The organism is Ensifer sp. 1H6 (genome assembly GCF_001976035.1).
Taxonomy (GTDB): Bacteria; Pseudomonadota; Alphaproteobacteria; order Rhizobiales; family Rhizobiaceae; genus Ensifer; species Ensifer canadensis.
Genome location: NZ_MOAI01000019.1, coordinates 42268 through 64985 on the forward strand (window position 1 = coordinate 42268; position 22718 = coordinate 64985).

Genomic DNA, 22718 nt, shown 5'->3' on the forward strand with positions numbered 1-22718 from the left:
TCAGCGATCTGATTCCATCGGCCACTTGATGGCAAGAGCCCTGCTTACGGCCGCGGCGTCATCCGCCAGTATCTTGCAAGCTCTGGGTCGTGCTGCAGGTGCTCCTGCCAAGCGGCCTCCGGGACCTGACCGGATCGGTAAGCCTCTACGAGCAAACGCTGATCGTCATTTAGCTCGGGCTCGTCTTCGGCATGATGCAAATGGAACAAGCCGAAGACCGCGTCACCGATATCTCTCATGTGGATAGACATTTGGCACCTCGCTTCGCCATTTTGAGGTAAACGCGTGGGCGTGAACGAGGTTGCACTTTCGATCTCGAGAAAGCACCCCTAAACCCGCTGGTAAACGCCTGAGATGACGATGACAGCGCCGTTGCCACCAGGGTAGGTGTTGTCGTAGCGGAAGACTTGTGCCGTCAATCCGCTTGCGGCGACGGAGGCTCTGCAAAGCACACCGGATGCGGCGCGCTCATCCGCCGCTAGTGCATAGCCCACGCCTGCGGCGGCCTGGAAAGGCAGACTGATGTTGATGCCCCCCGCGGCCGTTCCATTGGTCGTGATGCTAAGCGAGGCGCTGAACTCGACCGACTTGCCGCGAACGCGATACCTACCTGTCGCCGTCGCTGTCGTGAAAGTCCCAGATGCTGGCGTGGCGGAGGGCGTATAACTGTCCCAGGCATTGCCATCAGTTTCCTTGAGGCGTTTTACCTTAACGGAGCCGGTTCCTTGACTCTCGATGAAATAGTCACCGTTCAAACCCGGTTCTGCACCTCGCTCCCAAGCCATCAGGCCAGAGGCGGAGTACGTTTGCTCCGTATGCCCGGTTGCCACCAGCGCCCACGCGCCGCGGCCGGTGGTTCCATCGGTGCCAGCAATCGCATCGTTCCCCACGACAATGCCTCGCAGGAAGTTCGCGCCGTTGTTTCGGATGTTGTAGGCGGCAGACGCCGATTCCGCCCCGGCAAACTCCGCACCCGAGGCCATCTGTTGGCCGATCGTTTGCTTAGCGTTCTGAGTGAAGGGGTCGATTGCGATCGGGTCATCAAAATTGATGATGTCGACCTCCGTGCCGTAAGCGGGGCCGAGGGCTCCGGTGTTCTGGAAGCCTTCGAAGTATCCACCGTAAGCGCCCGTCTGCAAGGTTGTGTTATCGTTCACTGCAAGACCCAAGACGCCAATGGCGTTGCCAGGGATACCCAGCGTCGAGGTCCGGCCGCCGGCGAGGAAGGCGTTTGCAGAGTAGTCATCATCAGTCGTCAACACGGCCTGCTGGGTGACCTGCTGGAAGGCGAACGTGCGGCCCTTGCTAAGAAGATATTGGGTAAGCCAATCGGGTTGCGAACCCGTATTCGTACCCAGGTTTTCGACCGCGTCACCGATAAATACACGCTCTGCCTGTCGGACAATTCGAGCACCATCCTCCGCAAAGAATTGGCCGGTGGGTGTCCCGGTAGGCTCGTAACCCGAACCATCCGACCTCACGGCGAGAACCTGACCCTTCAAGGAAGTGAGCGGCGGCGGCAGCCAGTCTGCTTTTTCACCTTGGTCGGCCGTGGCGAACGCCCCAACTTCGATACCGTCTACCACGGCTTCGACCTGAGCGAGGAGCGCTTCGCTGGTTTGATCACTGATCAGTCGGAAGATCGTGCCAGACACGATGCCCATCACGATCATCCCCGCAACAAAGCCACCAACTGCGATATTACTGCCGCTGTTCGTCTCTATCGTCATCGGCGCCCCTCCATTGAAGCTGATTGTGACCGGAGATTCGGTGTTCGCTTCGGCGATGCTTGCCCAGATGAGTGCCGATTTTGAGACAGGCACCGAAGTCGTTGCCTGAATCGCATCCGCCGCGCCTGCCCCCGCATTCGAGGCGATGATGAACGAGTAAGGCAGATCAGCAACGCGAGGCCAACTCCCCACCCCGCTCGTGCCGATCTTCCGGTAGATGCCGTTGTTGGCGACGGTCACATCGCCAAGTACCCACGCCATGCTGTTAGCGCCGTGGGCAAGGTCGGCATTGAGAGACGAGAGGACGAGAGGGAAGCAAAGATCAGCCCGCCGTTAGACAGGAAGGCTTCAATAACATTCTCATACTGCTTCAGCAGCTTGCGGATTTCAGACTTTGCCGGCTGCAGAGGAGACCCAGCGGGGCCATCCGCATAGAGGGTCTGTGCGTTCGGGGAAAATGCCACGTGGCTCTCCTGAAAAGAAAAACCCGCCGAACGGCAGGGCTGATGAAACTGCCCGTCGCTGCGGGCGTACCCTCGATGCCGGAACTGTTGATTGATACGATCCAGAGGTAGCACGTGCCGGCCGATATCGTGCGCGAGGCGCCGCCGATTGAACTAGGAGCGCCATACTCAGGCGGGCTTAGGTACGTCGCAGTGCCGAAGGTATTGACCGTGTTCGAATAAATTTCGCACCGGCGTAGTTGGCACTGTTCGGAGCCGTCCAGTTGAACGTGGCTGTGCCAGAGCCAGGCGTTACGGACACACCAGTCACAGCGCCCGGAGGCGTCGGATCAGCGGTCGAGGTAACGTCTTCCGTCGTTGACCAGTTCGAATAGGCTCCACCAGGGCTCGTGAAGGCGACTTGCACTTCGAGGGCCTGGTTAACCGGAACAGTGTTGGTGTTCAGGTTGATGTAGCCGATCTCCGGATTGGCGTCTGGGAAGCTCTGTTGAACCCATGCCCCAGGAACACCCGCCCCGATATCAGCGACGCGAAATTGAACAACCGGCGTCAAACTTGCGTCACCCGGCTCGATGATCACAACGCGAATGTAAACGGAGCCGCCGTTCGCCTTGGCCTGCACCAGATTGATGACTGGCGTGACGATGCCGGAGGGATCCGGTTCGTTCGGCACAGGCGGCTGTACGCCTTCATCGACGGTGGGATTCCACGCGTCGATGTTGTCTGGATGCTGAACGATATCCATCGAGAACCCGCCACAAGTAAGCGCCAGGATCGATCGACGATTTTCAATAACGTTGCCGTTGAGTCGCGACAGTCACAGCGGCGTATCGAGCCTGACCCAGCGCGAATAGACCGCGTTGTTTCCGGAAAGGCGCACGTCGATGCTGCCCTTAACCTTCTGGCGAAGACGCAGCCAGTCGCGCTTGCCGAGCCGTTGTGCCTGCCCCCACTGGTATTCGGCTTCCTCCGCAAGAATGCGGCCAGCTTCAAGCTGCGCGTCGACATCCTCGAAGTAGTCTGTGTCAGAGGTGGTGTAGTCGGTGGCGGGGTACGTGAACTTCGGAATGAGGCGATTGCACTCATCCTCGAAGAGCACGTCGTATTGAATGTTTGTGGCCCCGATCCGACAGTGTGACGCACCGGCTCTCGCGAAACTTGCCGACGGTCAGGATGCAGGCACCGTCACCCCTCGTCACCAGATGTCCGTCACAGCCGTCAGCATCGCGTTCAGCCGGATTTAGGGCCGTTTTCGGGTGTCGCGGCCGTTGCACTCGTAGCGCTTCTCTGTGCCACCGCCTGCCCTTGCGACGTCTTCGTCGCAGATGCGTGAAGCGACAGAGACCGTCGAAACGGCAAGATCGAACTGGCGTGCATCTGCACAATTGATTTTCGAGGGTTCGCGACCGGCATACCCTTTTCGGAATATGCGACGCCGCCCTCGTCGCGCAGCAACTTCTGCTCGCGCGTTAGATCCGCCATCGTCCTGGCTAGCATCGCTGCGAGCTCCAGTTGATGGGAAGACCACTCCGACCGCGCATATTCAGCGATCACATTCCGGAAGAACGGCAGGTCTTCAGCATCCAACGGCACGTTCGCCGGCGGTTCGATTTCAGTGGTCGCCTTGGCCATCACGCGCAGCTTCGGCAGCGCTATCGATGCGCGCCTTTCGCTTGGCCATGGTTCACCTCATAGAAAAATCTGTGTTAGCGCTATCGCTCTTGGAGGCCACCGGTAGGCTGCACGATCGGGCCAGACCGGTCATCGCCCCCTACCCGATCTCGATGGGGTAGCCATCGACGCCTGTGATCGCGACTTTCGCGCCTAGATCGATGCGTTGCTTAAGGCTGTCATGGCACTGTTTGCAGAGTGACTGCAGATTGTGGGGGTCGCCGAAGAGCTCAATGCTGCCTTTGTGCGCGCGGACATGGTCGACGACCCTGGCTTCGGTCACGTTCTCGACTAGCAAACAGAAACGGCAGAGTGGCTCGTGCGCCAGTTGATGCCGGCGAAGCTGCTTCCACAGTGCGGTGTCGTACAGGTGGTGCCAAGCCGAACCACGCGTCGCGCTAACCACTTTTCCAATTCTGGTTGATATGACCCCAATACTTCACTTCAGGTTTTATCAACGGAGACCGCATGCCCATAATCCTAGGGTTTCTGCTTCTATCAATCGATCCATACGAAGCGGCCGGTAAGGAATATGTGACAAAACACTCCCGCGAGCTCTTCGATCAAGGACGGCGGCCGCTACGCTAGATACAATGAACGTGAGCGCTACGAACAGCCCACCTTTCCTTTTGTGATCGAGGCCGCGAGATAAGCTCCTTCACCGATAGGAGCGGAACGGGATGGTTGGAGATCGCGCTGATGCCATGCTTGGAGTCATGGATGAAGACATGCATGAAGCCAGGCATGAGGGAAAATATCGTCGGATCGAGGTGATCACCGGTCGTCGCCAGCGGCGGAACTGGACTGACGAGGAGAAGGCGCGCATCCTTGCGGAAAGCGCGGAACCTGATGTGAACATCTCGGCCGTTGCTCGGCGCTGGGGCGTCAATCGCGGCTTGCTGAATGTTTGGCGTCGGGATGCTGGGCTGACCACTCGTCCCTCGGCCAAGGTCTGCGCGCAGCAGGCGATGTTCGTGCCGGTAACGGTGGTCGGCGATCAAGCGGCCCACCAGGGCTCTCAATCGGATGCCGCCCACTTCGCCGCAGGTCGGATTGAGATCGAGATTGCTGGCGCGCGCATGACCGTGATCGGTACGGTGGCGCCCGAGTTGGCGCAAGCGATCGTGGCGGCGTTGCGGGGTCGCCGGTGATCGGACTTTCCCCTGGTGGAGTGAAGATCATGGTTGCGACGCAGCCTGTCGACTTCCGGCGCGGCATGAATGGCCTGGTGGCATTGGTGGCATCGGCGCTTGCGGCTGATCCGTATTGCGGCGACGTGTTCGTGTTCCGCGCCAAGCGTCTCGATCGACTTCGCTGCATTTATTGGGACGGATCCGGTATGATCCTGGCGACGAAGTGGCTTGAGGCGGGCAAGTTTGTTTGGCCGCCGATCCGCGGTGGCGCCATGCAGATGACGCGCGAAGAGTTCTCGCTTCTGCTGGCCGGCATTGACTGGACAAGGGTGAAGCAGAACCCGGTAAAACGCCCCTTGAAAGTAGGTTGATCCTATTGGTTTTGCTTGATGATTCCGGCCTTCGTGGTAGGATCCGTCATGCCGCTTCGACACGATTCCTTGCCCCAGGACGCTGCGCGATTGACCCGGATCATTCTCTCGCTCAACGAAGAGAATGCCGACCTTAAGGCGCGCGTGGCCTTCCTTGAGGGCCAGCTTTTTGGGACGAAATCGGAGAAGATGACGACCATCGATCCGACACAGGCGATCCTTGACCTTGGCGATCTGAGCGACATTCCCGTTGCTGCCAATGACGATGTCGCGCCGGTCGGTGAATACAAAACGCAGGCACGGCGATCGCCAGCTCGCAATATCGGCCACTTGCCCAAGCACCTTCCGCGTTATGACGAGCTCATCGAGCCGGAGAGCAAGGTCTGCCCCTGCTGTTCGTTCGAGCTTCATTGCATCGGAACGGACGTCAGCGAGGCGCTCGACATCGTGCCTGCCGTTGTCCGGGTGAAACGGACGACCCGACCACGCTATGCCTGCCGGGCATGCGAGAATGCCATTGTCCAAGCGCCCGCACCAGCACGCGTGATGGATGGCGGCATGGTGACCACGGCATTCGCAGCTCATATCGCGGTTTCGAAGTTCGCCTGGCATCTCCCGCTCCATCGCCAGGCGCAGATGATGGCCTCCTGCGGCGTGACCATTGATCGAGGCACGCTCGGCGCCTGGGTCACGCGGGTCGCCTGGTGGCTCGAGCTTCTCTACGATGCGCTCACCGCCTTCATCCGCTCGCAGCCGAGGGTGTTCTGTGATGAGACGCCGCTTCCGCGGCTCGATCCGGGGCGCAAACGAACCAAGGTCTGCCAGTTATGGGCGCAAGCGGTCGACGATCGCCCATGGAATGGTCCGGCGCCGCCGGCGGTGGCCTACACTTTTGCCGAAAGCCGTAGCGCTCGCGAGGTCGAGGGGCAACTGTCGTCGTTTGCCGGCGTGCTTCAGGTAGACGGGTACCAAGCCTATAAAACCATGGTCAAGCGTCGTGGAAAGAGCAATGTCGTCCCCATGCGACTGGCCTTCTGTCTTGCCCATGCACGACGCAAGTTCGTCGATGTCGTCAAACTGACCGGCTCTTCGGAGGCTTTGTCGATCCTCGCCAGGATCGCCGAAATCTATCGCATCGAAGCGGACTTGCGCGGGGAAAATGCCGATACCCGGCTTATCGTTAGGCGTCGCGATACCGCTCCCGTCATGAAAGTGCTGAAGGCCAAGCTCACGGAATTGAGCAACGAGGTGTCGGCGAAGTCGGCGCTTGGCAAGGCGGTCTCCTACACACTCAACCACTGGGGCGGGCTGACTGCCTTCCTCGATGATGGCCGCGTCGAGGTAGACTCCAATGTAGTCGAGCGTTCGATGAAGTCGGTGGCTCTGACGAGAAAGAACTCGCTGTTCGTAGGCAGTCCCGGCGGCGGCAAGACCTTCGCGGTCATCGCATCCCTCGTCAACACCTGTAAACTGAACGGCGTGGATCCCGAGGTCTGGCTTGCCGATGTGCTGGAGCGGATCATCTCCGGCAAAGTGAAAGCCAACGAGATGGAAAGTCTCCTGCCTTGGACCTGGAAGACTGAGCGTGAAGCGATGACACAGCAGGAGAGACGGGCGGCATGACACTGAACAGTCAGCAGACGACGGAACGACCAAAGCTCGGCGACGAGGCGTTCGAAGCCTTTATCAGGGGACGTCGTCCGGCATCGCCAATTTGGTCAATGAGCGGTCTCGATGGCTACCTTACGGCGCTCATCATCGGTCCGAAGTTCATCGACCCACGCCAATGGATCCCGGAATTGACCGGTCCGGATGCCCTGAACCTGCCGATGGAAACGACCGAACATCAAGCCGTGCAGACGATCGTTGCAGAGTACAACCGCATCTCGGCGAGCCTTTCCGAAACACCGAAAAACCACCGGCCAAGGTTCACCAGGATCGATGATCAGACCTTTGATATCTTCGATTGGGACCTCTGCTTTCTGCTGGCAACAGGGTACGCGCCTAAGCTTTGGAGGCCCGTCCTTCAAGGTCATGCCGTCACTGGGGATATCATCGCACCCATCCGCAAGCTCGGCGAGGCAAAACGGAAAGCTACCAGCCAAGATGCTGCTGACGTCGCCGAGGCACTCGTCAATATCCGAACCTACTTTATGCCGAAGCGGGCAAAGCAGAAGTTCTGACCGAGCACCAGAAACCTATTCCGTCAATCACAAAAGCCGTGGGCCATTCGTTGCGCTCACCAATGAACGTGGTTTGCTTCGGGAAATTTGCCCCCGGTACCTATCAAGCCTATCTCGCGATGCAAAACCTAAAGAATAACATCGCGGCGGCTGGACTTATCCCTGGCTATGCCCAAGGCATATACGTCGCTCTCCTGCGTGATCTCGAAGCGCTACCAGAACAGACGAAGGGCCAGCTCTGCGTCGTGTTTCAGGACCGAGTGCCAATTTCATCTCTGTAATGAAACGGAAAGCGCCGAGCTCAACCACTTAAGGGAGCCAGGCGCACACGAGAGCCGTGGCTTAAGCGCCGATAGCCTGTTCATCTCCGGTTCTGGTTGCCGTGGTACAATTCGCGAGTCGGATGCATCCAAGAGGAGTGAAGCATGAGCCGAAATACCATCCTCGGAATAATTCTTGCCGTGGTTGTCATCATCCTCGTCGTCGTTCTAATGCCAAAGAAGGAAGCGACAACAGAAACGGCAACCCCGCCGGCGACCACTACTGAGCCGACAACAACTCCGTCCACGACCACTCAACCGTCGACGACAGAGCCGACTACCACCGCCCCATCGACCACCACTACCGCACCGTCAACTACGACCCCGTCGACCACAGAGCCGACGACGACGGCGCCGTCTACCCAGCCATCCACCACACAGCCATCCACTACTCAGCCGTCGACAACGACGCCGGCGCAATAACAAAGAGCGGCTACCTCGACCCGAAGGGAGGTAGCCGCTCGATCACTAAGGCAGCGAGAGGATAACCGAGGCAATGGGGTATTGAGGCAGGCCCGGCAATGCTCGCGAGTTTACAACGTCCGCGGCCCGACAGCGCCTCAAAGTAAGAAGGCCGCACGATGGCGGCCTTTGGGAAATTCAACCATTCAATTAAATACGATTTGAACATGCGCCTGACCGGACATCAGGCCGCGATTTTCTCCTCCAATGGCGCAATTTCCACTCGTGCCGTCTCATCAAGATTGATCAGCGCATCGATCGCAGCGTCAATGAGTGACAGACCACGCTTTTCTGCGTACGCGGGCGCCTGCCCCATTGCGATGCCAATCGTTTTGGCTGCTGCGTCGGTTATCGCCATATCGAGCACTAGCGCATGCCGCCCGAGATGGTGACGGAGATATTCAACGTAGTTGAGAGCTTCGACCTTCCGCACTGACTCTGGCTCTTGTCCGGCGGCTGTCGAAATTTCGCACAATGGTTTCGGCTTTTTCACTCCACCCACCCACTGTGGACCTGAAACAAGCACATCCGGGCAACGGGTCGCCGGAACCGGCAAGTTCTCAAATGGCACCGAACCATCGACTCCGAAACTCTGCAGGAGCTCTCGTCCCTCGACCGCGCCAAATCGGCCGTGCTTGTCTTTCGCGTTCGGTTCTTCGCGCGGCAGGTGCACATTCATGTCGCCGATAGCCGGTTCGCCCGAAAGGGGCTTCGAATAGGGTTTGGGCGTCAAGGGAGACGCTCCCCGCAGCTTCAAGTACGCCCAGATTGCAGCATCATACCTAGTCGAAGTGGTCCCACTTTGGAGCCGCGCGGCCGCTCAACGGGCCGGAGAGCGGCACCCTTCGATGTTCGTCCCCATTCAATGAGCCTACCGTCGCGGAAAAGAAGATCCCCGAGTTGGCTATCCTCGCCGCCATTCTTGCTTTTCCGACGTGTTCCGGCGACTTCGCAAGCCTCGTAGACATTCTCCTCCTTGCCCGTCCAATGCCATGGTTCGCGGCCGATGATAGTCCAACCGGCGGCGGTAAGAAGTTCTCCTTCAGTGGGCCTCATCTCCGACTTGGTCGCAGTCGCCAAGCCATCTTCCTCTGACGCCACTACTTCGGAGCCTGGGAAGCACATGTTCTTCCAGTGGCGAAGTGCGAAAAGGCGGGCATAGTCTCCCCTGTAGGCAAGACGCTCAAATGCCGGCCACGCCAAAACAGATGGCGCAGGTTTGTTGTCGTTCGCTGGCGCGATAACACGTGCCTTGGGCTTTGCTGATGCCGGGACGGTGTGCGACGCGAGAAGTGCGGATAATTCCGACAGATCGCGATGCTTCTGAGGATTGGCCATTTACTTGCTCCACCTGGGTTTCGGGTCGGGGATCTTGTCGATATCCTCAGACATCATGGTTGGTATGCCGCGCGGCCGTTCCGCGAGGAGCGAGGCCTTGCCTCTGGCAAGTCGAAAGGCGGCAAGCCTCTCTTCCTCAGCTTCTCTGCGGGTAACGCACAGACTTAGGGAATATTCGGCGTCCTGCGCTCGGCCTCCAGTTCCTTCACCCTGATTTGAAGCACCTCGATTATTCGGTGTGCATAGGCCAGGCGCGAGCGGTAGTGATCGCCCCGCCTTCTCGAATCCCGCGGCGCGGTGCTGTCAGCCGCGAGCGTGTACATTGCCGACTTGGCTAGGGCGCTTTCTCGCCGGGCGGATTCTTCGGCAGATCGCAGCCGCCTACTCACGAGTTCAATGCTTCCGACTTGATCATGGTGTTCTCCTCGGTTGATCCCCACACCCAGCGGGGGAATGTTGCTAATAACCATCCCCCCTTTAGGGGGTAACAAATGGATGAAATGCCATTTTTTTCAATTACTTCCACCATTTCCGGAATTCCGACATTAGTGGAAATGCATACGCGGGCCGGAATGGCTACCTTGCCGCCGCCTTTCCTGAACTCGCCAGGGCCGATTGCAAACGCCCGCCCGGCACGTCGAAAACTTCGCCGTCGTTCCTTTTGCAAGGCAAAACATGATTGCACCACGCTCGATCACACTCGCAGCGAGCGCCTCTAGGCGGTGGCGCGATACCGCCCGAAGTTCCTCTGGAAGACGCTCCCACATGGCATAGAGACCTGTCGCACCCGTCTTTGTGAACGGTTGCCCAGACGCGGCCGCCCCTTCGACGGCCACGACAGGCGCGCCAAGAAGACCCTTTTGGGTAGGTGCGGCTGCCCGCCGATGCTCGAAGTCCGATCGACAGGGAGACCAAACTCGTTGCGAACAAGCGTGCTTATTATTCTTGGCAGGGCCGTTGGTCTTAACAACACCACCGAACACGACTTTGTTGGCAATGTATTCCTGGCGATGTCCCTGCAAATTCGCTTCGCCCTCGCATCATCGGCCGGCCAAATTGCGTAGGCCAAGCGGACGTCGTCGACCAGTGCTGATGCGTCGGCGATGTGCTTGAAGAGGAAGTGGGATCCTCCCGTTGCCGTCTGCACAACAACGGTCGACGGCAGCGGCGCGTGCTCGGCCTCAAGGGCGGCGAGATTGACGCCACCGTGCTTGCCTTGCTTCACGTCCACGCCGAGCGCGAAGAATCCTGTTTTCTCGCCCGATGCTCCTCTTTCGGACGCACGGACACGGAATCCCGGCGTCATTTCAATAGAGTTGATGTTGAGAAGGTTCGGTGACCGGCGCGCCATGGCCGGGTTGACATTGCTTGACGCCTCAGGCGCCGGTCTAGGCGGAAGACCCATTGCCTGCAGCAGGAGCTGCAATTTACTCCGGATTACTCCGGTCTCGCGGGCACCACCCCGCAACAAAGACGCATCCACCACAAATGCATCTGTATGAACTATATAGTACCGTTTTACATTTTCCCCAACGAACTTATTTGCTTAGCACCGAAATAAATTACTTGACGCATTTGTCAAACAACTAGGATTTTGAGACTATATGGAATATACTATACCTATCAGCGAAGATGCGGACCATAAGGTCCGTAAAAGCGGCGGAGAGACGGACACCTCCAATCCTTGTCCGCTTGCGGCATGCTGGGGCCGTTCAGGCGACGTAGTTCCAGCGCATGAGCGTGTCGCGCTCTTCAAAGACGGCGGCGTCATCGACGCTCATGCCAGTTTTTGCAGCTCGACCTTCCGGAAAAGGAGATCCTCGGCGTCGGACCCTTTTTCAGCTAAGGCCGAATACCGGCGCGGGGTGTTGGCCAAGTTTGCGGTTTCGTGCGCCCAGCAAAATAAGGTGCAGCCTCTGGGCTGATGCACCAGGTCGGACGCAAATCCGGACGGAAGACTGCGTCGTACTTTTATCGCAAATAGTTGAAGACTGCCGCGACGGCCGGTGACTGCTACCGCCTCAGGAAGGGCTTGCTGCACCAACGTCTATTGGCGCGCGATTGGAGAAGAGGTTCAAGGCGGCGTACTGCAGCAGCATAATCGTTTTTCCATCCCGAATCGCCCCCGAGCCGACCATCGCAAGCGCCTCGTCGATACCAATTTCCAGGACGGCAATATCCTCCCCTTCGGCCTCGTTGCCACCTCCCGCCGAAGCCTGGTCGCCTGGCTGGTACTCGCCAACGAAGAAATGCAGCCGCTCCGTTACGGAGCCAGGGCTCATGAATGCGTCGAACGCCAGGCGTACGTCGCGCACACGAAAGCCTGTCTCCTCTTCCGTTTCTGCACGGATGCGTGCTTCCGGCTCGGCATTGTCGAGCAATCCGGCCGGCGCTTCGATGAGAAGGTCGTCATGACCGTTGACGAAGGCTGGATAGCGAAACTGACGGGTGAGTATCACCGTGCGGCGTTTCGGATCGTAGAGAAGGATCGTCGCACCGTTTCCCCGGTCGTAGGTCTCTCGCGACTGTCGCTGCCAATTGCCGTCGGCGCGCAGGAAGGAAAAAGTCGTCTTCTTTAGGACATACCAGTCGTCCGAGAGGATGGTGACATCCTCTACGCGAACGCGGTGTGCAATGCTCATCGTGACCTCCTTCATTGTGGCAAGGTCAGCAGAAGTCGCCATCCTTGTGTAAGGCAACATTCGTGCATTTTCGTGCAATGTCAAGCAGTTTCGTGCAGGCAAAAATTATGCGCATGCAGCGCGCCTCCCCAAGCACCGCACGTTGCGCGGGAAAACTTGATGGCGCGCTCTCCGAACCGCTTTGAATAGCGCCTCCTTTGCTCGTGGTCGGGACTATGGCGCAACGCCAGCTCGCTTCGCAGCCTCGAAGCGGGTTCTCGAATGATGTGCCGATGCAGATCCTGGGATGGATACGTTCCGTTCGCTGGATCGAGCACCGATCTATGGATCGGTGGTCTACAACTGTTGAATCGCTCTATTTGTCGGTGCTGGATGAAGACCGAGCGGCCCGCCCTGTTCAGCCGGCGGGAAACAGGATGGCAACCCTAAGCCCGCGTCCTCCTGCTCCATCGGTCAGGCTGGTTCTCGCACCGTAGAGGGCAGCAATTTCCTCGACGATCGGCAGACCGAGCCCCGTTCCAGGCGCTTCGCTCGCGCCGCGCTGAAACCGCCTGAGCACGCCCTCGCGCAATTCCGGCCTGATCCCGGGTCCACTGTCTTCGACCTCCAGGGATACGGCGCCTTCCTTTTCGCTCACCCGCGTCGTGACCTCCGCCCCTCGCCCGGCATAGAGCAGCGCGTTGCCGATCAGGTTCTTCAGCATCTCGCCGACCAGCAAAGGCTCTGCACGAACGAAGGCTTCGCCCTCGCCGTCGAAACCCAGATCGATGCCGGCGTCTCCGGCGGCCGGCACATGTTCGGCGGTGATACCGCGTGCCAACTCAACCAGGTCGATCCGCTCCAGCTTGCGCGCCTCGTCCTTGCCAGCAGCGTCGATCTTTGCCATCAAAAGCAACTGCGTCAGAATGCGCTCGGCGTTCGCAACGGCCTCGTCGGCCTTCTTCACCGCCTTCTTGGTGTCCTCGATCGAGTCTGCGCGCAGTGCCAAAGCCAGCTGCGTTCGGATGATTGCGAGCGGGGTGCGCAGCTGATGGCTGGCGTTGCCGGTAAAATTGCGCAGCGCGTCGAGCGCCGACTGAAGACGCCCCATGAACGAATTGACCGTGTCGACAAGCCCCTGGACTTCGTTGGGCACGCGCTCGCCGATTGGATGCAAATCGTCGGGACTGCGCTCGGCGATCGCATCGCCTAAGCGATAGAGCGGCCGTAGCGAGAAGGTAACGGCAATCCAGACGATGACCGCGGCACCGGCGATCATCAGGCCGAGGCGCAAGGCGGAACGAACGAGAATCGTCTGCGCCAGCTGTCGGCGCGCGATGGTCGTTTCGGCAACCGTCACGACAAAAGGAACCGAGTTGATGCCTGTCGAGGCCGAGCGGCGCAGTGCCGCGATCCGGATGGGCTCGCCGCGGAACGAGGAGTCGGCAAAGGTCGTCGAACTGCCGGGGACTTCATCGAGGGAAGGAAGGGTCTGGTAACCGGTAATAAATTGTCCTGGAGGACCATCGACCCGGTAGAAGACGCGATCCTGCGCCGCAGATGTCAGCATCTCCAGCGCCACATAGGGGATATCGACTTCAAGCGACCCATCCTCTGCAACAACTACGCGCTCGGCGATGGCGAGCGCCGAACCGGCGAGAACGCGATCCGACACAACATTGGCTGTTGTCACCGCCTCGCGGTAGGTATCGGTCAGCGCCACGACGCCGATGACGGCAGTTGAGATCAACAGCCAGCCCAGCAGCCTGCGGCGAAGGGAATAGACCGCCGCCCTCATTCCGGCCCGGCCGCTTTGTCGAGATAGTAGCCGATACCGCGCGCCGTTCTGACCGTCAGGCCGTGTGGCGCAAGCCGTTTCCTGAGGCGGCTCACATATTGTTCGATCGCATTCGGGCTCAGATCGTCGTCAAAGCCGGTCAGCGATTGCATGATCGCCTCCTTGGCGACGACCTTGCCGGCGCGCATGAACAGGAGTTCGAGGAGCCCGAGCTCCCGGGCCGGAATTTCGATCGGCACGCCGCCTGATGAAAAGCTGCGCGCATTGAGGTCGAGCGAGACGTTACCGTAGCTAACAGTCGACGCCCGCAATCCCGCCTGGCGGCGAAGCAGTACGCGCACGCGCGCTTCAAACTCGCCGATATCGAACGGCTTGATCATGTAATCGTCGGCGCCGAGATCGAGGCCCTTCACCCGCTCCTCCGGCGTGCCCCGCGCCGTCAAGATCAACACTGCCGCGCTGTTTTGCCGGGCACGCATCGCCCGCAACACATCGAGCCCGTCCATCTCGGGCAGGTTGAGGTCGAGGATCACCAGATCAAACGTCTCGGCCGCGGCAACCGCGTGGGCCGACGCGCCGTCGCTGACGACGTCGACGGCATAGCCGCTACCACGCAGGATGGCCGACAGACCCTCGGCAAGGACCTGATTGTCTTCAACAAGCAATATGCGCAATTGTCTTCACTCCCCGCTTCACTCTATCCGCCGTTGCCTTGCTTGTGAACGGTGGCGCGCTGAGGCATTGTAGATTTATGCGGTACTTGATTTCTTTTCTCTTTTTGGTTCTTTGTCCCCGGCTGCTTCTGGCCGCACCGGTCATTTTTCCGGCGCTTTCAGGTGCCTCCGACGCCAGGACGCTGGTCGTCTATTCCTCGCTCGACGAGCCGCTCGCAAAACCAATGATCCTCGGCTTTCAAAAAGCCAATCCGGATGTCGCGGTGCGCTATGAGGATATGCTGACGGGGGAGATCTACGACCGGATCGTCAAGGAAACCGATGCGGGGTTGAAGACCGCGGACTTCGCCTTCTCATCTGCGATGGACCTGCAAGTCAAGTTGAGCAACGACGGCTATGCCCAGCGCAGCGACCTGCCGATGAGCGGCCGCTGGCCGACCTGGGCCAATTGGCGCAATACCGCCTATGCCTTGACGTTCGAACCGGCGGTCTTCGTCTATCACAAGCCGAGCTTTACCAAGGAAGCGCCGCCTTCGACCCGCGCCGAATTCGTCGCCTATCTCAAGCGTCAGGGCGCCGATGTCTTCGGCCGGATCGGCACCTATGACATCGAGCGCTCCGGCGTCGGCTTTCTCTTCATGTCGCGCGACCAGGAGCAGTTCGGCGACATCTGGGATGTCATCCAGGCGATGGGCGCTGCCGGCGTCAAACTCTATTCTACCAGCCAGGCCATTTTGGAACGGGTCGCCGACGGGCGGTTCGTGCTCGGCTACAACATCCTCGGCTCCTACGCCGCCGATTGGGCAGCCCGACACCCGGATGTCGGCATCGTCCTGCCCAAGGACTATACCGTAGTGATGTCGCGGATCGGTCTCGTGCCGCAGGCGTCCGCTTCTCCCGACCTCGGTCGTCGCTATCTGGAATTCTTCATGTCCAAGGAAGGCCAGACCATCATGGCGCGGCAATTGCAGATCCCCGCCGTCAGCCCGGATGTCGCCGGCGAAAACACCGCCAACACCATGCAGGAAATGCTCGGTGCCCAATTGCGGCCGGTGCCCGTCAGCCCCGGGCTGATGGTCTATCTCGATCAGGTCAAGCGGTCCCGGCTGATCGCCCGCTGGAACGAGGTTCTGCGGCTCCACTAGTTCCAGCGTTTCGACCGGGTGCCCACCGGCAGAGGTTGGGTGCCTAGCAGCCGACGACAGCACCTTGGACTTTCGGCGCGGCCGAAACGAGAGCGTTTCTGCATCAATTCACGGAAGCCGCAGCGCTATAAGAGAAAAGCCCTACCCTGTAACTCCGGCAGTGCCTCGAAGGGATCGAGTGCTCGAACGCCTAACGGTCCAAAAAGACGCAGATTGCGTGTCAAAACAGTCAGGCCATGCACTTGGGCTGTGGCAGCTATCACAATATCCTCGAAACCCGACTGCTGGGCACGAGCGTCATCTAGAATCTGCCCGGCTGCACGCGCGCATTGCTGATCGAACGGCAGCAGCTTCTGCGCGTACAGATACTCTATGATTTCCCACCAATCTTTTAACCGCTGCGCCTTGGTAGTCGCACCTTCTCGTTCCGCCTTCGTGATCCCTGAATTAACCTCAGCGGCCGAAATAGCAGATAGGAACAGCTGCGAACTGGCTTTATCGAGCCATTCGACAAGCTGATCGGAACTTTGACGTTTGGACGGGGCAAGCGCAGATATCACGTTCGTATCGACCAGAAACATCAGAGATCAATGATCCGGCTCGGTTTGTTACCGCGCAGTGGGATATCGTCCTCATCACCTGGATAGGAAGCTAGGAGCCGTCCAAAACTCGGAACCTGTTTCAGCTTTTCATACTCCGAGAACGAAAGCACTACTGCTTCCTTTCTGCCGTGCCGGGTGATGATCGTAGGATTGCCTTGAACCGCCTGATCGACAACAGCAGAAAGCGTTGCCTTGGCATCCTTGAGCTGGATCTCTTTCATGTCGGCCTCCAAATAATGACCACAGTAGTCATATTGTCGCATCGACGCTCCCTAGCGAGAGCCAAAGGGCTTAGACGTCCTGTGTTTGCACAGCACCGTGCCACCATACAATGCCGATGAGTGCTTTCTCTGCAGATTTGAGGCCAAAGCGCGCAGCTCGGTAGCAATTTCACTTCACAAGTGGGCGGCATGCTCATCCAGTTGCCGTCGCCCCCATAGACCTGATCGGAACGGGTCTCGCGACGGTGGCGCTGCGTCTGCCGGAAGGCCAGACGATTATGGCGCGGCAATTGCAGATCCCCGCCGTCAGCCCGGATGTCGCTGGCGAAACCACCGCCAACACCATGCAGGAAATGCTCGGCGCCCAGTTGCGTCCGATGCCCGTCAGCCCCGGGCTGATGGTCTATCTCGATCAGGTCAAGCGGTCCCGGCTGATCGCCCGCTGGAACGAGGTTCTGCGGCTCCACTAGCTCCAACGGTTCAACCCGGTGAAATCTGTTTCGTTGGCCTCGATCAATATGGGATCGCTCAAACGTGTCTGCGTCCATGGACGGTCGTGTGTCAGCGCAACCCGGTTACTCCAGACCCGGAATGTCGCTGATCCGTTCCGCGAGATAGTCAACAAGCAACCGCACACGGGCAATGCCTGCCCGCTCCGGCACGATCAGCATGCTCAAGGGCACGGCCGGCAGAACATAGTCCGGAAGGATGGGCATCAGTCGGCCATCAGCAAGCAGATCGTCGACCAACCAACGGTGCGCGGGGGCGATGCCGCGGCCGGCGACGAGCGCCTCGCGGGCCGCCAATCCATGGTCAACCCGGAGACGCCCGTGAAAGGGCACCATATGCTGCTCACCGGTGTTCCCGTGAAGTTCCAGCATATCGCTGCCCGCCACATTCGACATGCGAATGCCCTCATGGTCCGATAGATCCCGGGGAACGACCGGTGTCCCTCGCCTGGCGAGATAGTCCGGCGCGGCGACCAGCAGACGCTGGCTTTGGCCCAGTGCCCGCAGTTTCAGCGAACTGTCGTTGAGCGGCCCCAGGCGGAGCGCGATGTCGATGCCCTCCCGCACAAGATCGATGCGCTCGTCCGTCAGGCTGAGATCAACACCGATATCCGGGTATTTCTCCTGAAAGGCAAAGATCAGTCGCGTGGCGTGCAGAACGCCGAAAGCCGCGGTGCAGGAGACCCGGATCGTGCCGGCCGAGGCACCACGGGTGCCGCGTGCCTCGTCACCGGCCTGCTCCACGAGGCGCAGGATCTGGACGCTTTTGGCATAGTACCTGCTACCCTCGTCGGTCATCGTCACGCGCCGGGTCGTGCGGCTGATGAGAGGCACGCCCAGCGCCTCCTCCAGTTCGCGCAAATGCCGCGTGACCGTCGACTGCCCGAGCTCGAGTTCCCGCGCAACGGCTGACAGGCTGCCACGCTCGGCAACGCGCACGAATGTCCGCATGCGTTCGAGCGTGATGTCGGACTTATCCATTTTTCGGCACAATCATATGCATTCCCAAGTTATAGTGAAACGCTTGGGTGTCGTCTACATCAGGGGTCGGTTTCTCATCACAGGAATACTGACCATGAAAGTTTTGCTTGTTTTCGCCCATCCAGAACCGCGTTCGCTCAACGGCGCGCTCCGCGACGTCGCCATCCGTGAACTCGAAGCCCAGGGTCACGAGGTCCGTGTCTCCGACCTCTATGCCGACAATTGGAAATCCGAAGTCGATCGGGCCGACTTTCCTTCGCTTGCAGCAGACACGCAGTTCAAGCCGAGCCGCGCCTCGAAAGAGGCCTTCACGACCGATACCCTGACGCAGGATGTGAAGCAGGAACACGAGAAGCTCTTATGGGCGGATACACTCATCCTGCAGTTTCCGCTCTGGTGGTACACAATGCCAGCGATCCTGAAAGGCTGGGTGGACCGGGTCTATGCCTACGGATTTGCCTATGGCGTCGGCGAACACAACGACACCTATTGGGGCGACCGGTTTGGCCAGGGCACGTTCAAGGGCAAGCGAGCGATGCTGATCGTCACCACCGGCGGCTGGCAGGAACACTACTCGGCCCGCGGGGTCAACGGACCGATCGACGACCTGTTGTTTCCCATCAACCACGGTATCCTTTACTATCCCGGATATGATGTGCTGCCACCGTTCGTGGCCTACCGGGTCGATCGCATCGACGAGGCCGGCTTCGAAGATCTTTCCGAGCGCCTGCGCGGGCGGATGAGGACGCTTTCGACCACGCCGCCTATCCCCTACCGGCGTCAGAACGGCGGCGACTATCTCATCCCGAGCCTCGAATTGCGCCCCGGACTGGGCGAACCGACCGCAACTGGCTTCTCGCTTCATCTCAACGGCATCGCGACAGCGGGTTAGAACAGCGTTTCGAACACATTTCCAGATCGGTCGCCGAAAGCGAACCTTCCGCGGGATGCAGATCGTCGGCGGCCGATCTGACCGCCACGGGAACGATCGAGATGAACTGATTCTGGCTGCCTAGCAGCGCCGATGACGTTATCTGCGGTGTTTCGGGCGACCGTCGCCTCTCTCTTGCCTTACCGACCAGCGTCGGAGGGCAAGAAGCGGCTAAGATTCCGTAAACACTACGCTTCATTTTCGCAATGAGGACTTGATGTCAGCTTAATGTCAGCTTTCTATGATGGCTTAGCAGTCGCTGGCGCCCCGTGGAGGCGGGCTCGCCGGTTGCGCACTGGGAGGAAGTCACCAATCCGGTCAGCGACAAGGGTCCTTTGGGCACCGTCGCGTCTTCCCGTTCGCACGCAGAAACAACGTGCGCGTGGAAAATCGCGCCTCATGGAGGACTCACCTTGAAACACTTTTTCCTGGCATCCATTCTCGCCGGCGCAATGGCGCTGCCGGCCTATGCGGCTGACTACACCATCATCGCTCCGGCAAATCCGGGCGGCGGCTGGGACCAGACGGCTCGCTCGCTCCAGACCGTAATGCAGCAGGAAGGCATTTCCGGCAACGTTCAGGTTCAGAACGTACCGGGCGCCGGCGGCACCATCGGCCTCGCCCAGTTCGCAAGCCAGCAGAAGGGCAACCCGAACGCCCTGATCGTCGGCGGTTACGTCATGGTCGGCGCCATCCTGACCAACAAGTCGCCGGTTACCCTCAAGGATGTCACTCCGATCGCACGCCTCACCGGCGAATATGAAGCGATCGTCGTTCCGGCCGCGTCCGAGATCAAGACAATGGCTGACCTCGTCGAAGCCCTCAAGAAGGCTCCGGGCGCCGTTTCCTGGGCTGGCGGCTCTGCCGGCGGTACCGACCACATCGCCGTTGGCCTGATTGCCAAGGCGGCTGGTGTCGACCCGACCAAGATCAACTACATCGCCTATTCCGGCGGCGGCGAGGCCCTCGCAGCCATCCTCGGCAGCCAGGTTACGGCCGGCATTTCCGGCTACGGCGAGTTCGAAGCCCAGGTCAAGGCCGGCACGCTGCGCCTGATCGCAGTATCGAGCGGCGAGCGCCTCCCCGGCATCGACGCGCCGACGCTGAAGGAATCCGGCCTCGACGTCGTCGTTGAAAACTGGCGCATGGTTGCAGCAGCACCCGGCCTCACCGACGAACAGAAGGCAGCCGTTTCGGCCGACGTCGAAAAGCTCGCCAAGTCGGCCGGCTGGCAGGAAGTCCTGAAGACAAAGGGTTGGCAGGATAGCTACCTCGCAGGCGACGCTTTCGCCGCCCAGCTCGAAAAGGACGTTTCGGCCACCGAAGGCGTCCTCAAAGACATTGGACTGGTGAAATGACCAAGGGGCTCAACCCTTCGACCACAACGCGTCGCCCGGATCGGGCGGCGCTCTTCATCGCGGCCGTGCTGGCCGCCATCGCTGGCCTCATTTTCTGGGACGTGTCGCGCCTGGCAGGCGCTGCCGGTTACTCCCAGGTCGGACCGACGACGGTCCCCTATGCGATCGCCTGCTGTCTTGCGGCCCTCGCCGTCTGGACCATCTTTGCCGCATTCCGAAACGATTTCCCCGACCGCGAGCACCAGGAAATCTCACCGGTCATCTGGATCGTCGCCGGGCTTGCAGCGCAGATGCTGCTCTTGAACGTCGCAGGCTTTTCGATCGCCACCGGCATTCTCTTTGCGCTCACCGCGCGCGGGTTTGGCAAGCGCAAGCTCTGGTTCTCCCTGCCAGTTGGTATCGCGCTCTGTTTTGCCGTCTGGGTGATTTTCGCCAAGCTCCTGCAGTTGTCGCTGCCCGCAGGGCCGCTTGAACATCTGTTCTTCTAAGAGGGCCGTAGACCATGGCTACTTTTGAATTCCTGTTGCAGGGACTATGGGTTGCTGCCCAGCCGATGAACCTGCTTTACGCGCTGATCGGCGTGACACTGGGAACGGCCGTCGGCGTTCTTCCCGGCATCGGCCCGGCCCTGACCGTTGCGCTTCTGCTGCCTGTCACCTACCAGCTCGATCCGGCCGGCTCGCTGATCATGTTCGCCGGTATCTATTACGGCGGCATGTATGGCGGCTCGACCACCTCGATCCTGCTCAATACGCCAGGCGAAAGCGCCTCGATCGTCACCGCGCTCGAAGGCAACAAGATGGCGCGTGCCGGAAGGGGCGGACCTGCACTTGCGACTGCCGCCATCGGCTCGTTCGTTGCCGGCCTGATCGCGACGCTCGGCCTTGCCTTCATCGCGCCCTATATCGTCAAGCTCGCCCTGGTCTTCGGTCCGCGCGAATATTTCGCGCTGATGGTTCTCGCCTTCGTGACCGTTTCATCTGCGTTCGGCGATTCCACGCTTCGCGGCCTGACAGCGCTCTTTGTCGGCCTGGCGCTTTCCGTCGTCGGCATCGACCAGTTGACTGGACAGGCGCGCCTTTCCTTTGGTGTTCCCGAGTTGCTTGATGGTATCGAGGTCACGACGCTTGCAGTGGCAATGTTCGCGATCGGCGAGACACTGTTTATTGCTGCACAAGGCGAGAAGGGCCCGGACAAGGTCGAGGCCGTGCGCGGTTCGATCTGGATGAGCAAGGCCGACTGGGCGCGCTCGTGGAAGCCCTGGCTTCGCGGCACGGTTATTGGTTTCCCGATCGGCGCTATGCCGGCCGGCGGCGCCGAGATCGGCACCTTCCTGTCCTATGCAGCGGAAAAGCGTCTGGCCAAGCATCCGGAAGAGTTCGGCAACGGCGCCATTGAAGGCGTTGCCGGACCGGAAGCTGCCAACAATGCATCCGCTGCCGGTACGCTCGTGCCGCTCCTGACGCTCGGCCTGCCGACGACGGCGACAGCGGCGATCATGCTTGCCGGCTTCCAGCAGTATGGGCTGCAGCCCGGTCCGCTGTTGTTTGCCACCAACCCGCAGCTCGTCTGGGGTCTGATCGCCAGCCTCCTGATTGCCAACTTCATGCTGCTGGTCCTGAACCTGCCGCTGATCGGCCTTTGGGTTAAGCTGCTGACCATTCCAAAGCCTTGGCTTTACGCAGGCATCCTGCTGTTTGCGACGCTCGGCACCATCGGCGCCAACCCGTCGGTCTACGAACTGGGCATGCTGCTCGCCTTTGGTCTGCTCGGCTATGCCATGCGGGTGTTCGGCTATCCGATTGCCCCTGTCGTCGTCGGCCTGATCCTCGGGCCGCTCGCAGAGCAGCAGCTCCGCCGGGCGCTGGCAATCAGCCAGGGCGACGTCAGCGTCCTCTTCACATCGCCGATCGCCGCCGTGCTCTTGGTCATTGCCGCTGCGGCACTGATCATCCCGCTTATCCTCAGGGCCCGCGGACGTGGCGAAGTGCTGGCACAGTTCGCCGCCAACGAAGACTAAATAGCCCCGCCGCGTCGCACCCATTCGGGTGCAGTGCAGCAATGCTTAGACCTTCGGCATAATCTTCCTCAAATCGTCTCCGATTTGGCGAATTATGCAGGAGCCTCCCAAGTCTCAATCAGCAGGCCCGGTCGATGGATAGTCGACCGGGCCTGCTTCCGTTGCATGGCTGGAGTGTCCAATTGT

Annotated in this window: 25 protein-coding genes and 1 pseudogene; 11 read left to right on the forward strand and 15 right to left on the reverse strand. The window is 59.9% G+C overall.

What is annotated here, in order from left to right:
* Positions 1-329: 329 nt before the first annotated feature.
* The 6 genes from BKP54_RS21540 to BKP54_RS21565 form a co-directional block, all read right to left on the reverse strand.
* Positions 330-1991 carry a hypothetical protein gene (locus BKP54_RS21540; protein ID WP_084814874.1) on the reverse strand — a complete coding sequence of 554 codons (1662 nt, stop codon included), beginning with the start codon at positions 1989-1991 and terminating at the stop codon, positions 330-332.
* Complete coding sequence (locus BKP54_RS21545) at positions 1967-2194, reverse strand: hypothetical protein (protein ID WP_084814875.1); 228 nt, start codon at positions 2192-2194, stop codon at positions 1967-1969. The genes BKP54_RS21540 and BKP54_RS21545 overlap by 25 nt, the downstream gene beginning before the upstream one ends.
* A 178-nt stretch (positions 2195-2372) precedes the next feature.
* Entirely contained in the window at positions 2373-2939 is a 567-nt protein-coding gene (locus BKP54_RS37340) for a hypothetical protein (RefSeq protein WP_084814876.1), read from the reverse strand.
* Between the two features lie 72 nt (positions 2940-3011).
* Complete coding sequence (locus tag BKP54_RS37345) at positions 3012-3293, reverse strand: hypothetical protein (RefSeq protein ID WP_084814877.1); 282 nt, start codon at positions 3291-3293, stop codon at positions 3012-3014.
* A gap of 131 nt (positions 3294-3424) precedes the next feature.
* A complete protein-coding gene (locus BKP54_RS21560) occupies positions 3425-3826 on the reverse strand; it encodes a terminase small subunit (RefSeq protein ID WP_198956859.1) in 402 nt (133 codons plus the stop codon).
* A 139-nt stretch (positions 3827-3965) separates the two neighbouring features.
* The gene (locus tag BKP54_RS21565) at positions 3966-4271 is read right to left on the reverse strand and encodes an HNH endonuclease signature motif containing protein (RefSeq protein WP_084814878.1); all 306 of its coding nucleotides are present in this window, start codon (positions 4269-4271) and stop codon (positions 3966-3968) included.
* Between the two features lie 274 nt (positions 4272-4545).
* On the opposite strand from BKP54_RS21565, the gene BKP54_RS21570 reads away from it, so the two are divergent.
* Genes BKP54_RS21570 through BKP54_RS21585 form a run of 4 tightly spaced genes read left to right on the forward strand, consistent with a single transcriptional unit; the run spans position 4546 to position 7552 of the window.
* Positions 4546-5016 (forward strand): transposase, encoded by a 471-nt coding sequence (locus tag BKP54_RS21570; RefSeq protein ID WP_084814879.1) that lies wholly within the window; start codon positions 4546-4548, stop codon positions 5014-5016.
* Entirely contained in the window at positions 5013-5369 is a 357-nt protein-coding gene (gene tnpB / locus BKP54_RS21575) for an IS66 family insertion sequence element accessory protein TnpB (RefSeq protein WP_057220208.1), read from the forward strand. The genes BKP54_RS21570 and tnpB overlap by 4 nt, the downstream gene beginning before the upstream one ends.
* A 48-nt stretch (positions 5370-5417) precedes the next feature.
* A complete protein-coding gene (locus BKP54_RS21580; RefSeq protein WP_084814937.1) occupies positions 5418-6992 on the forward strand; it encodes an IS66 family transposase in 1575 nt (524 codons plus the stop codon).
* Positions 6989-7552: a UPF0149 family protein gene (locus BKP54_RS21585; RefSeq protein WP_084814880.1), complete on the forward strand. Its 564-nt coding sequence runs from the start codon at positions 6989-6991 to the stop codon at positions 7550-7552. The genes BKP54_RS21580 and BKP54_RS21585 overlap by 4 nt, the downstream gene beginning before the upstream one ends.
* Positions 7553-8518: 966 nt before the next feature.
* Here the strand turns inward: BKP54_RS21585 and BKP54_RS36665 are convergent.
* Positions 8519-9067, reverse strand: a complete 549-nt coding sequence (locus tag BKP54_RS36665; protein WP_245317878.1) for a hypothetical protein — start codon at positions 9065-9067, stop codon at positions 8519-8521.
* 20 nt (positions 9068-9087) lie between these two features.
* The gene (locus BKP54_RS36670; protein ID WP_245317879.1) at positions 9088-9672 is read right to left on the reverse strand and encodes a hypothetical protein; all 585 of its coding nucleotides are present in this window, start codon (positions 9670-9672) and stop codon (positions 9088-9090) included.
* 491 nt (positions 9673-10163) lie between these two features.
* Between BKP54_RS36670 and BKP54_RS35275 the strand changes: the two genes are divergently transcribed.
* Positions 10164-10391 (forward strand): hypothetical protein, encoded by a 228-nt coding sequence (locus BKP54_RS35275; RefSeq protein ID WP_128090470.1) that lies wholly within the window; start codon positions 10164-10166, stop codon positions 10389-10391.
* Here the strand turns inward: BKP54_RS35275 and BKP54_RS21610 are convergent.
* From BKP54_RS21610 to BKP54_RS21625, 4 genes are all read right to left on the reverse strand, one after another.
* Positions 10388-11098, reverse strand: coding sequence for a bifunctional DNA primase/polymerase (locus tag BKP54_RS21610; RefSeq protein WP_128090471.1), 711 nt, complete (start codon positions 11096-11098; stop codon positions 10388-10390). The genes BKP54_RS35275 and BKP54_RS21610 overlap by 4 nt on opposite strands.
* A gap of 595 nt (positions 11099-11693) precedes the next feature.
* Positions 11694-12314 carry an NUDIX domain-containing protein gene (locus BKP54_RS21615; RefSeq protein WP_084814938.1) on the reverse strand — a complete coding sequence of 207 codons (621 nt, stop codon included), beginning with the start codon at positions 12312-12314 and terminating at the stop codon, positions 11694-11696.
* 397 nt (positions 12315-12711) lie between these two features.
* Positions 12712-14091, reverse strand: a complete 1380-nt coding sequence (locus BKP54_RS21620; RefSeq protein ID WP_084814884.1) for a sensor histidine kinase — start codon at positions 14089-14091, stop codon at positions 12712-12714.
* Positions 14088-14765, reverse strand: coding sequence for a response regulator transcription factor (locus BKP54_RS21625; protein WP_025429021.1), 678 nt, complete (start codon positions 14763-14765; stop codon positions 14088-14090). The genes BKP54_RS21620 and BKP54_RS21625 overlap by 4 nt, the downstream gene beginning before the upstream one ends.
* Positions 14766-14842: 77 nt before the next feature.
* Between BKP54_RS21625 and BKP54_RS21630 the strand changes: the two genes are divergently transcribed.
* The gene (locus BKP54_RS21630) at positions 14843-15910 is read left to right on the forward strand and encodes an ABC transporter substrate-binding protein (RefSeq protein WP_057218798.1); all 1068 of its coding nucleotides are present in this window, start codon (positions 14843-14845) and stop codon (positions 15908-15910) included.
* Positions 15911-16035: 125 nt separating this feature from the next.
* Here BKP54_RS21630 and BKP54_RS21635 read toward each other — a convergent pair whose 3' ends face one another.
* Positions 16036-16491 carry a type II toxin-antitoxin system VapC family toxin gene (locus BKP54_RS21635; RefSeq protein ID WP_084814885.1) on the reverse strand — a complete coding sequence of 152 codons (456 nt, stop codon included), beginning with the start codon at positions 16489-16491 and terminating at the stop codon, positions 16036-16038.
* On the reverse strand, positions 16491-16733 hold the full coding sequence (locus tag BKP54_RS21640) for a type II toxin-antitoxin system Phd/YefM family antitoxin (protein ID WP_084814886.1): 243 nt from the start codon (positions 16731-16733) through the stop codon (positions 16491-16493). The genes BKP54_RS21635 and BKP54_RS21640 overlap by 1 nt, the downstream gene beginning before the upstream one ends.
* Positions 16734-16996: 263 nt before the next feature.
* Between BKP54_RS21640 and BKP54_RS21645 the strand changes: the two are divergent.
* Positions 16997-17203: pseudogene (locus BKP54_RS21645) on the forward strand (ABC transporter substrate-binding protein); the annotation flags it as partial.
* A gap of 105 nt (positions 17204-17308) precedes the next feature.
* Here BKP54_RS21645 and BKP54_RS21650 read toward each other — a convergent pair.
* Positions 17309-18223 carry a LysR family transcriptional regulator gene (locus tag BKP54_RS21650; RefSeq protein ID WP_084814887.1) on the reverse strand — a complete coding sequence of 305 codons (915 nt, stop codon included), beginning with the start codon at positions 18221-18223 and terminating at the stop codon, positions 17309-17311.
* A gap of 94 nt (positions 18224-18317) precedes the next feature.
* Here BKP54_RS21650 and BKP54_RS21655 point away from each other — a divergent pair, with 94 nt between their 5' ends.
* The 4 genes from BKP54_RS21655 (at position 18318) to BKP54_RS21670 (ending at position 22532) form a co-directional block, all read left to right on the forward strand.
* On the forward strand, positions 18318-19115 hold the full coding sequence (locus BKP54_RS21655; protein WP_084814888.1) for an NAD(P)H-dependent oxidoreductase: 798 nt from the start codon (positions 18318-18320) through the stop codon (positions 19113-19115).
* 452 nt (positions 19116-19567) lie between these two features.
* The gene (locus BKP54_RS21660; RefSeq protein WP_084814889.1) at positions 19568-20512 is read left to right on the forward strand and encodes a tripartite tricarboxylate transporter substrate binding protein; all 945 of its coding nucleotides are present in this window, start codon (positions 19568-19570) and stop codon (positions 20510-20512) included.
* Positions 20509-21000 carry a tripartite tricarboxylate transporter TctB family protein gene (locus tag BKP54_RS21665; protein WP_084814890.1) on the forward strand — a complete coding sequence of 164 codons (492 nt, stop codon included), beginning with the start codon at positions 20509-20511 and terminating at the stop codon, positions 20998-21000. The genes BKP54_RS21660 and BKP54_RS21665 overlap by 4 nt, the downstream gene beginning before the upstream one ends.
* Positions 21001-21014: 14 nt before the next feature.
* Complete coding sequence (locus tag BKP54_RS21670) at positions 21015-22532, forward strand: tripartite tricarboxylate transporter permease (RefSeq protein WP_084814891.1); 1518 nt, start codon at positions 21015-21017, stop codon at positions 22530-22532.
* Positions 22533-22718: the final 186 nt, after the last annotated feature.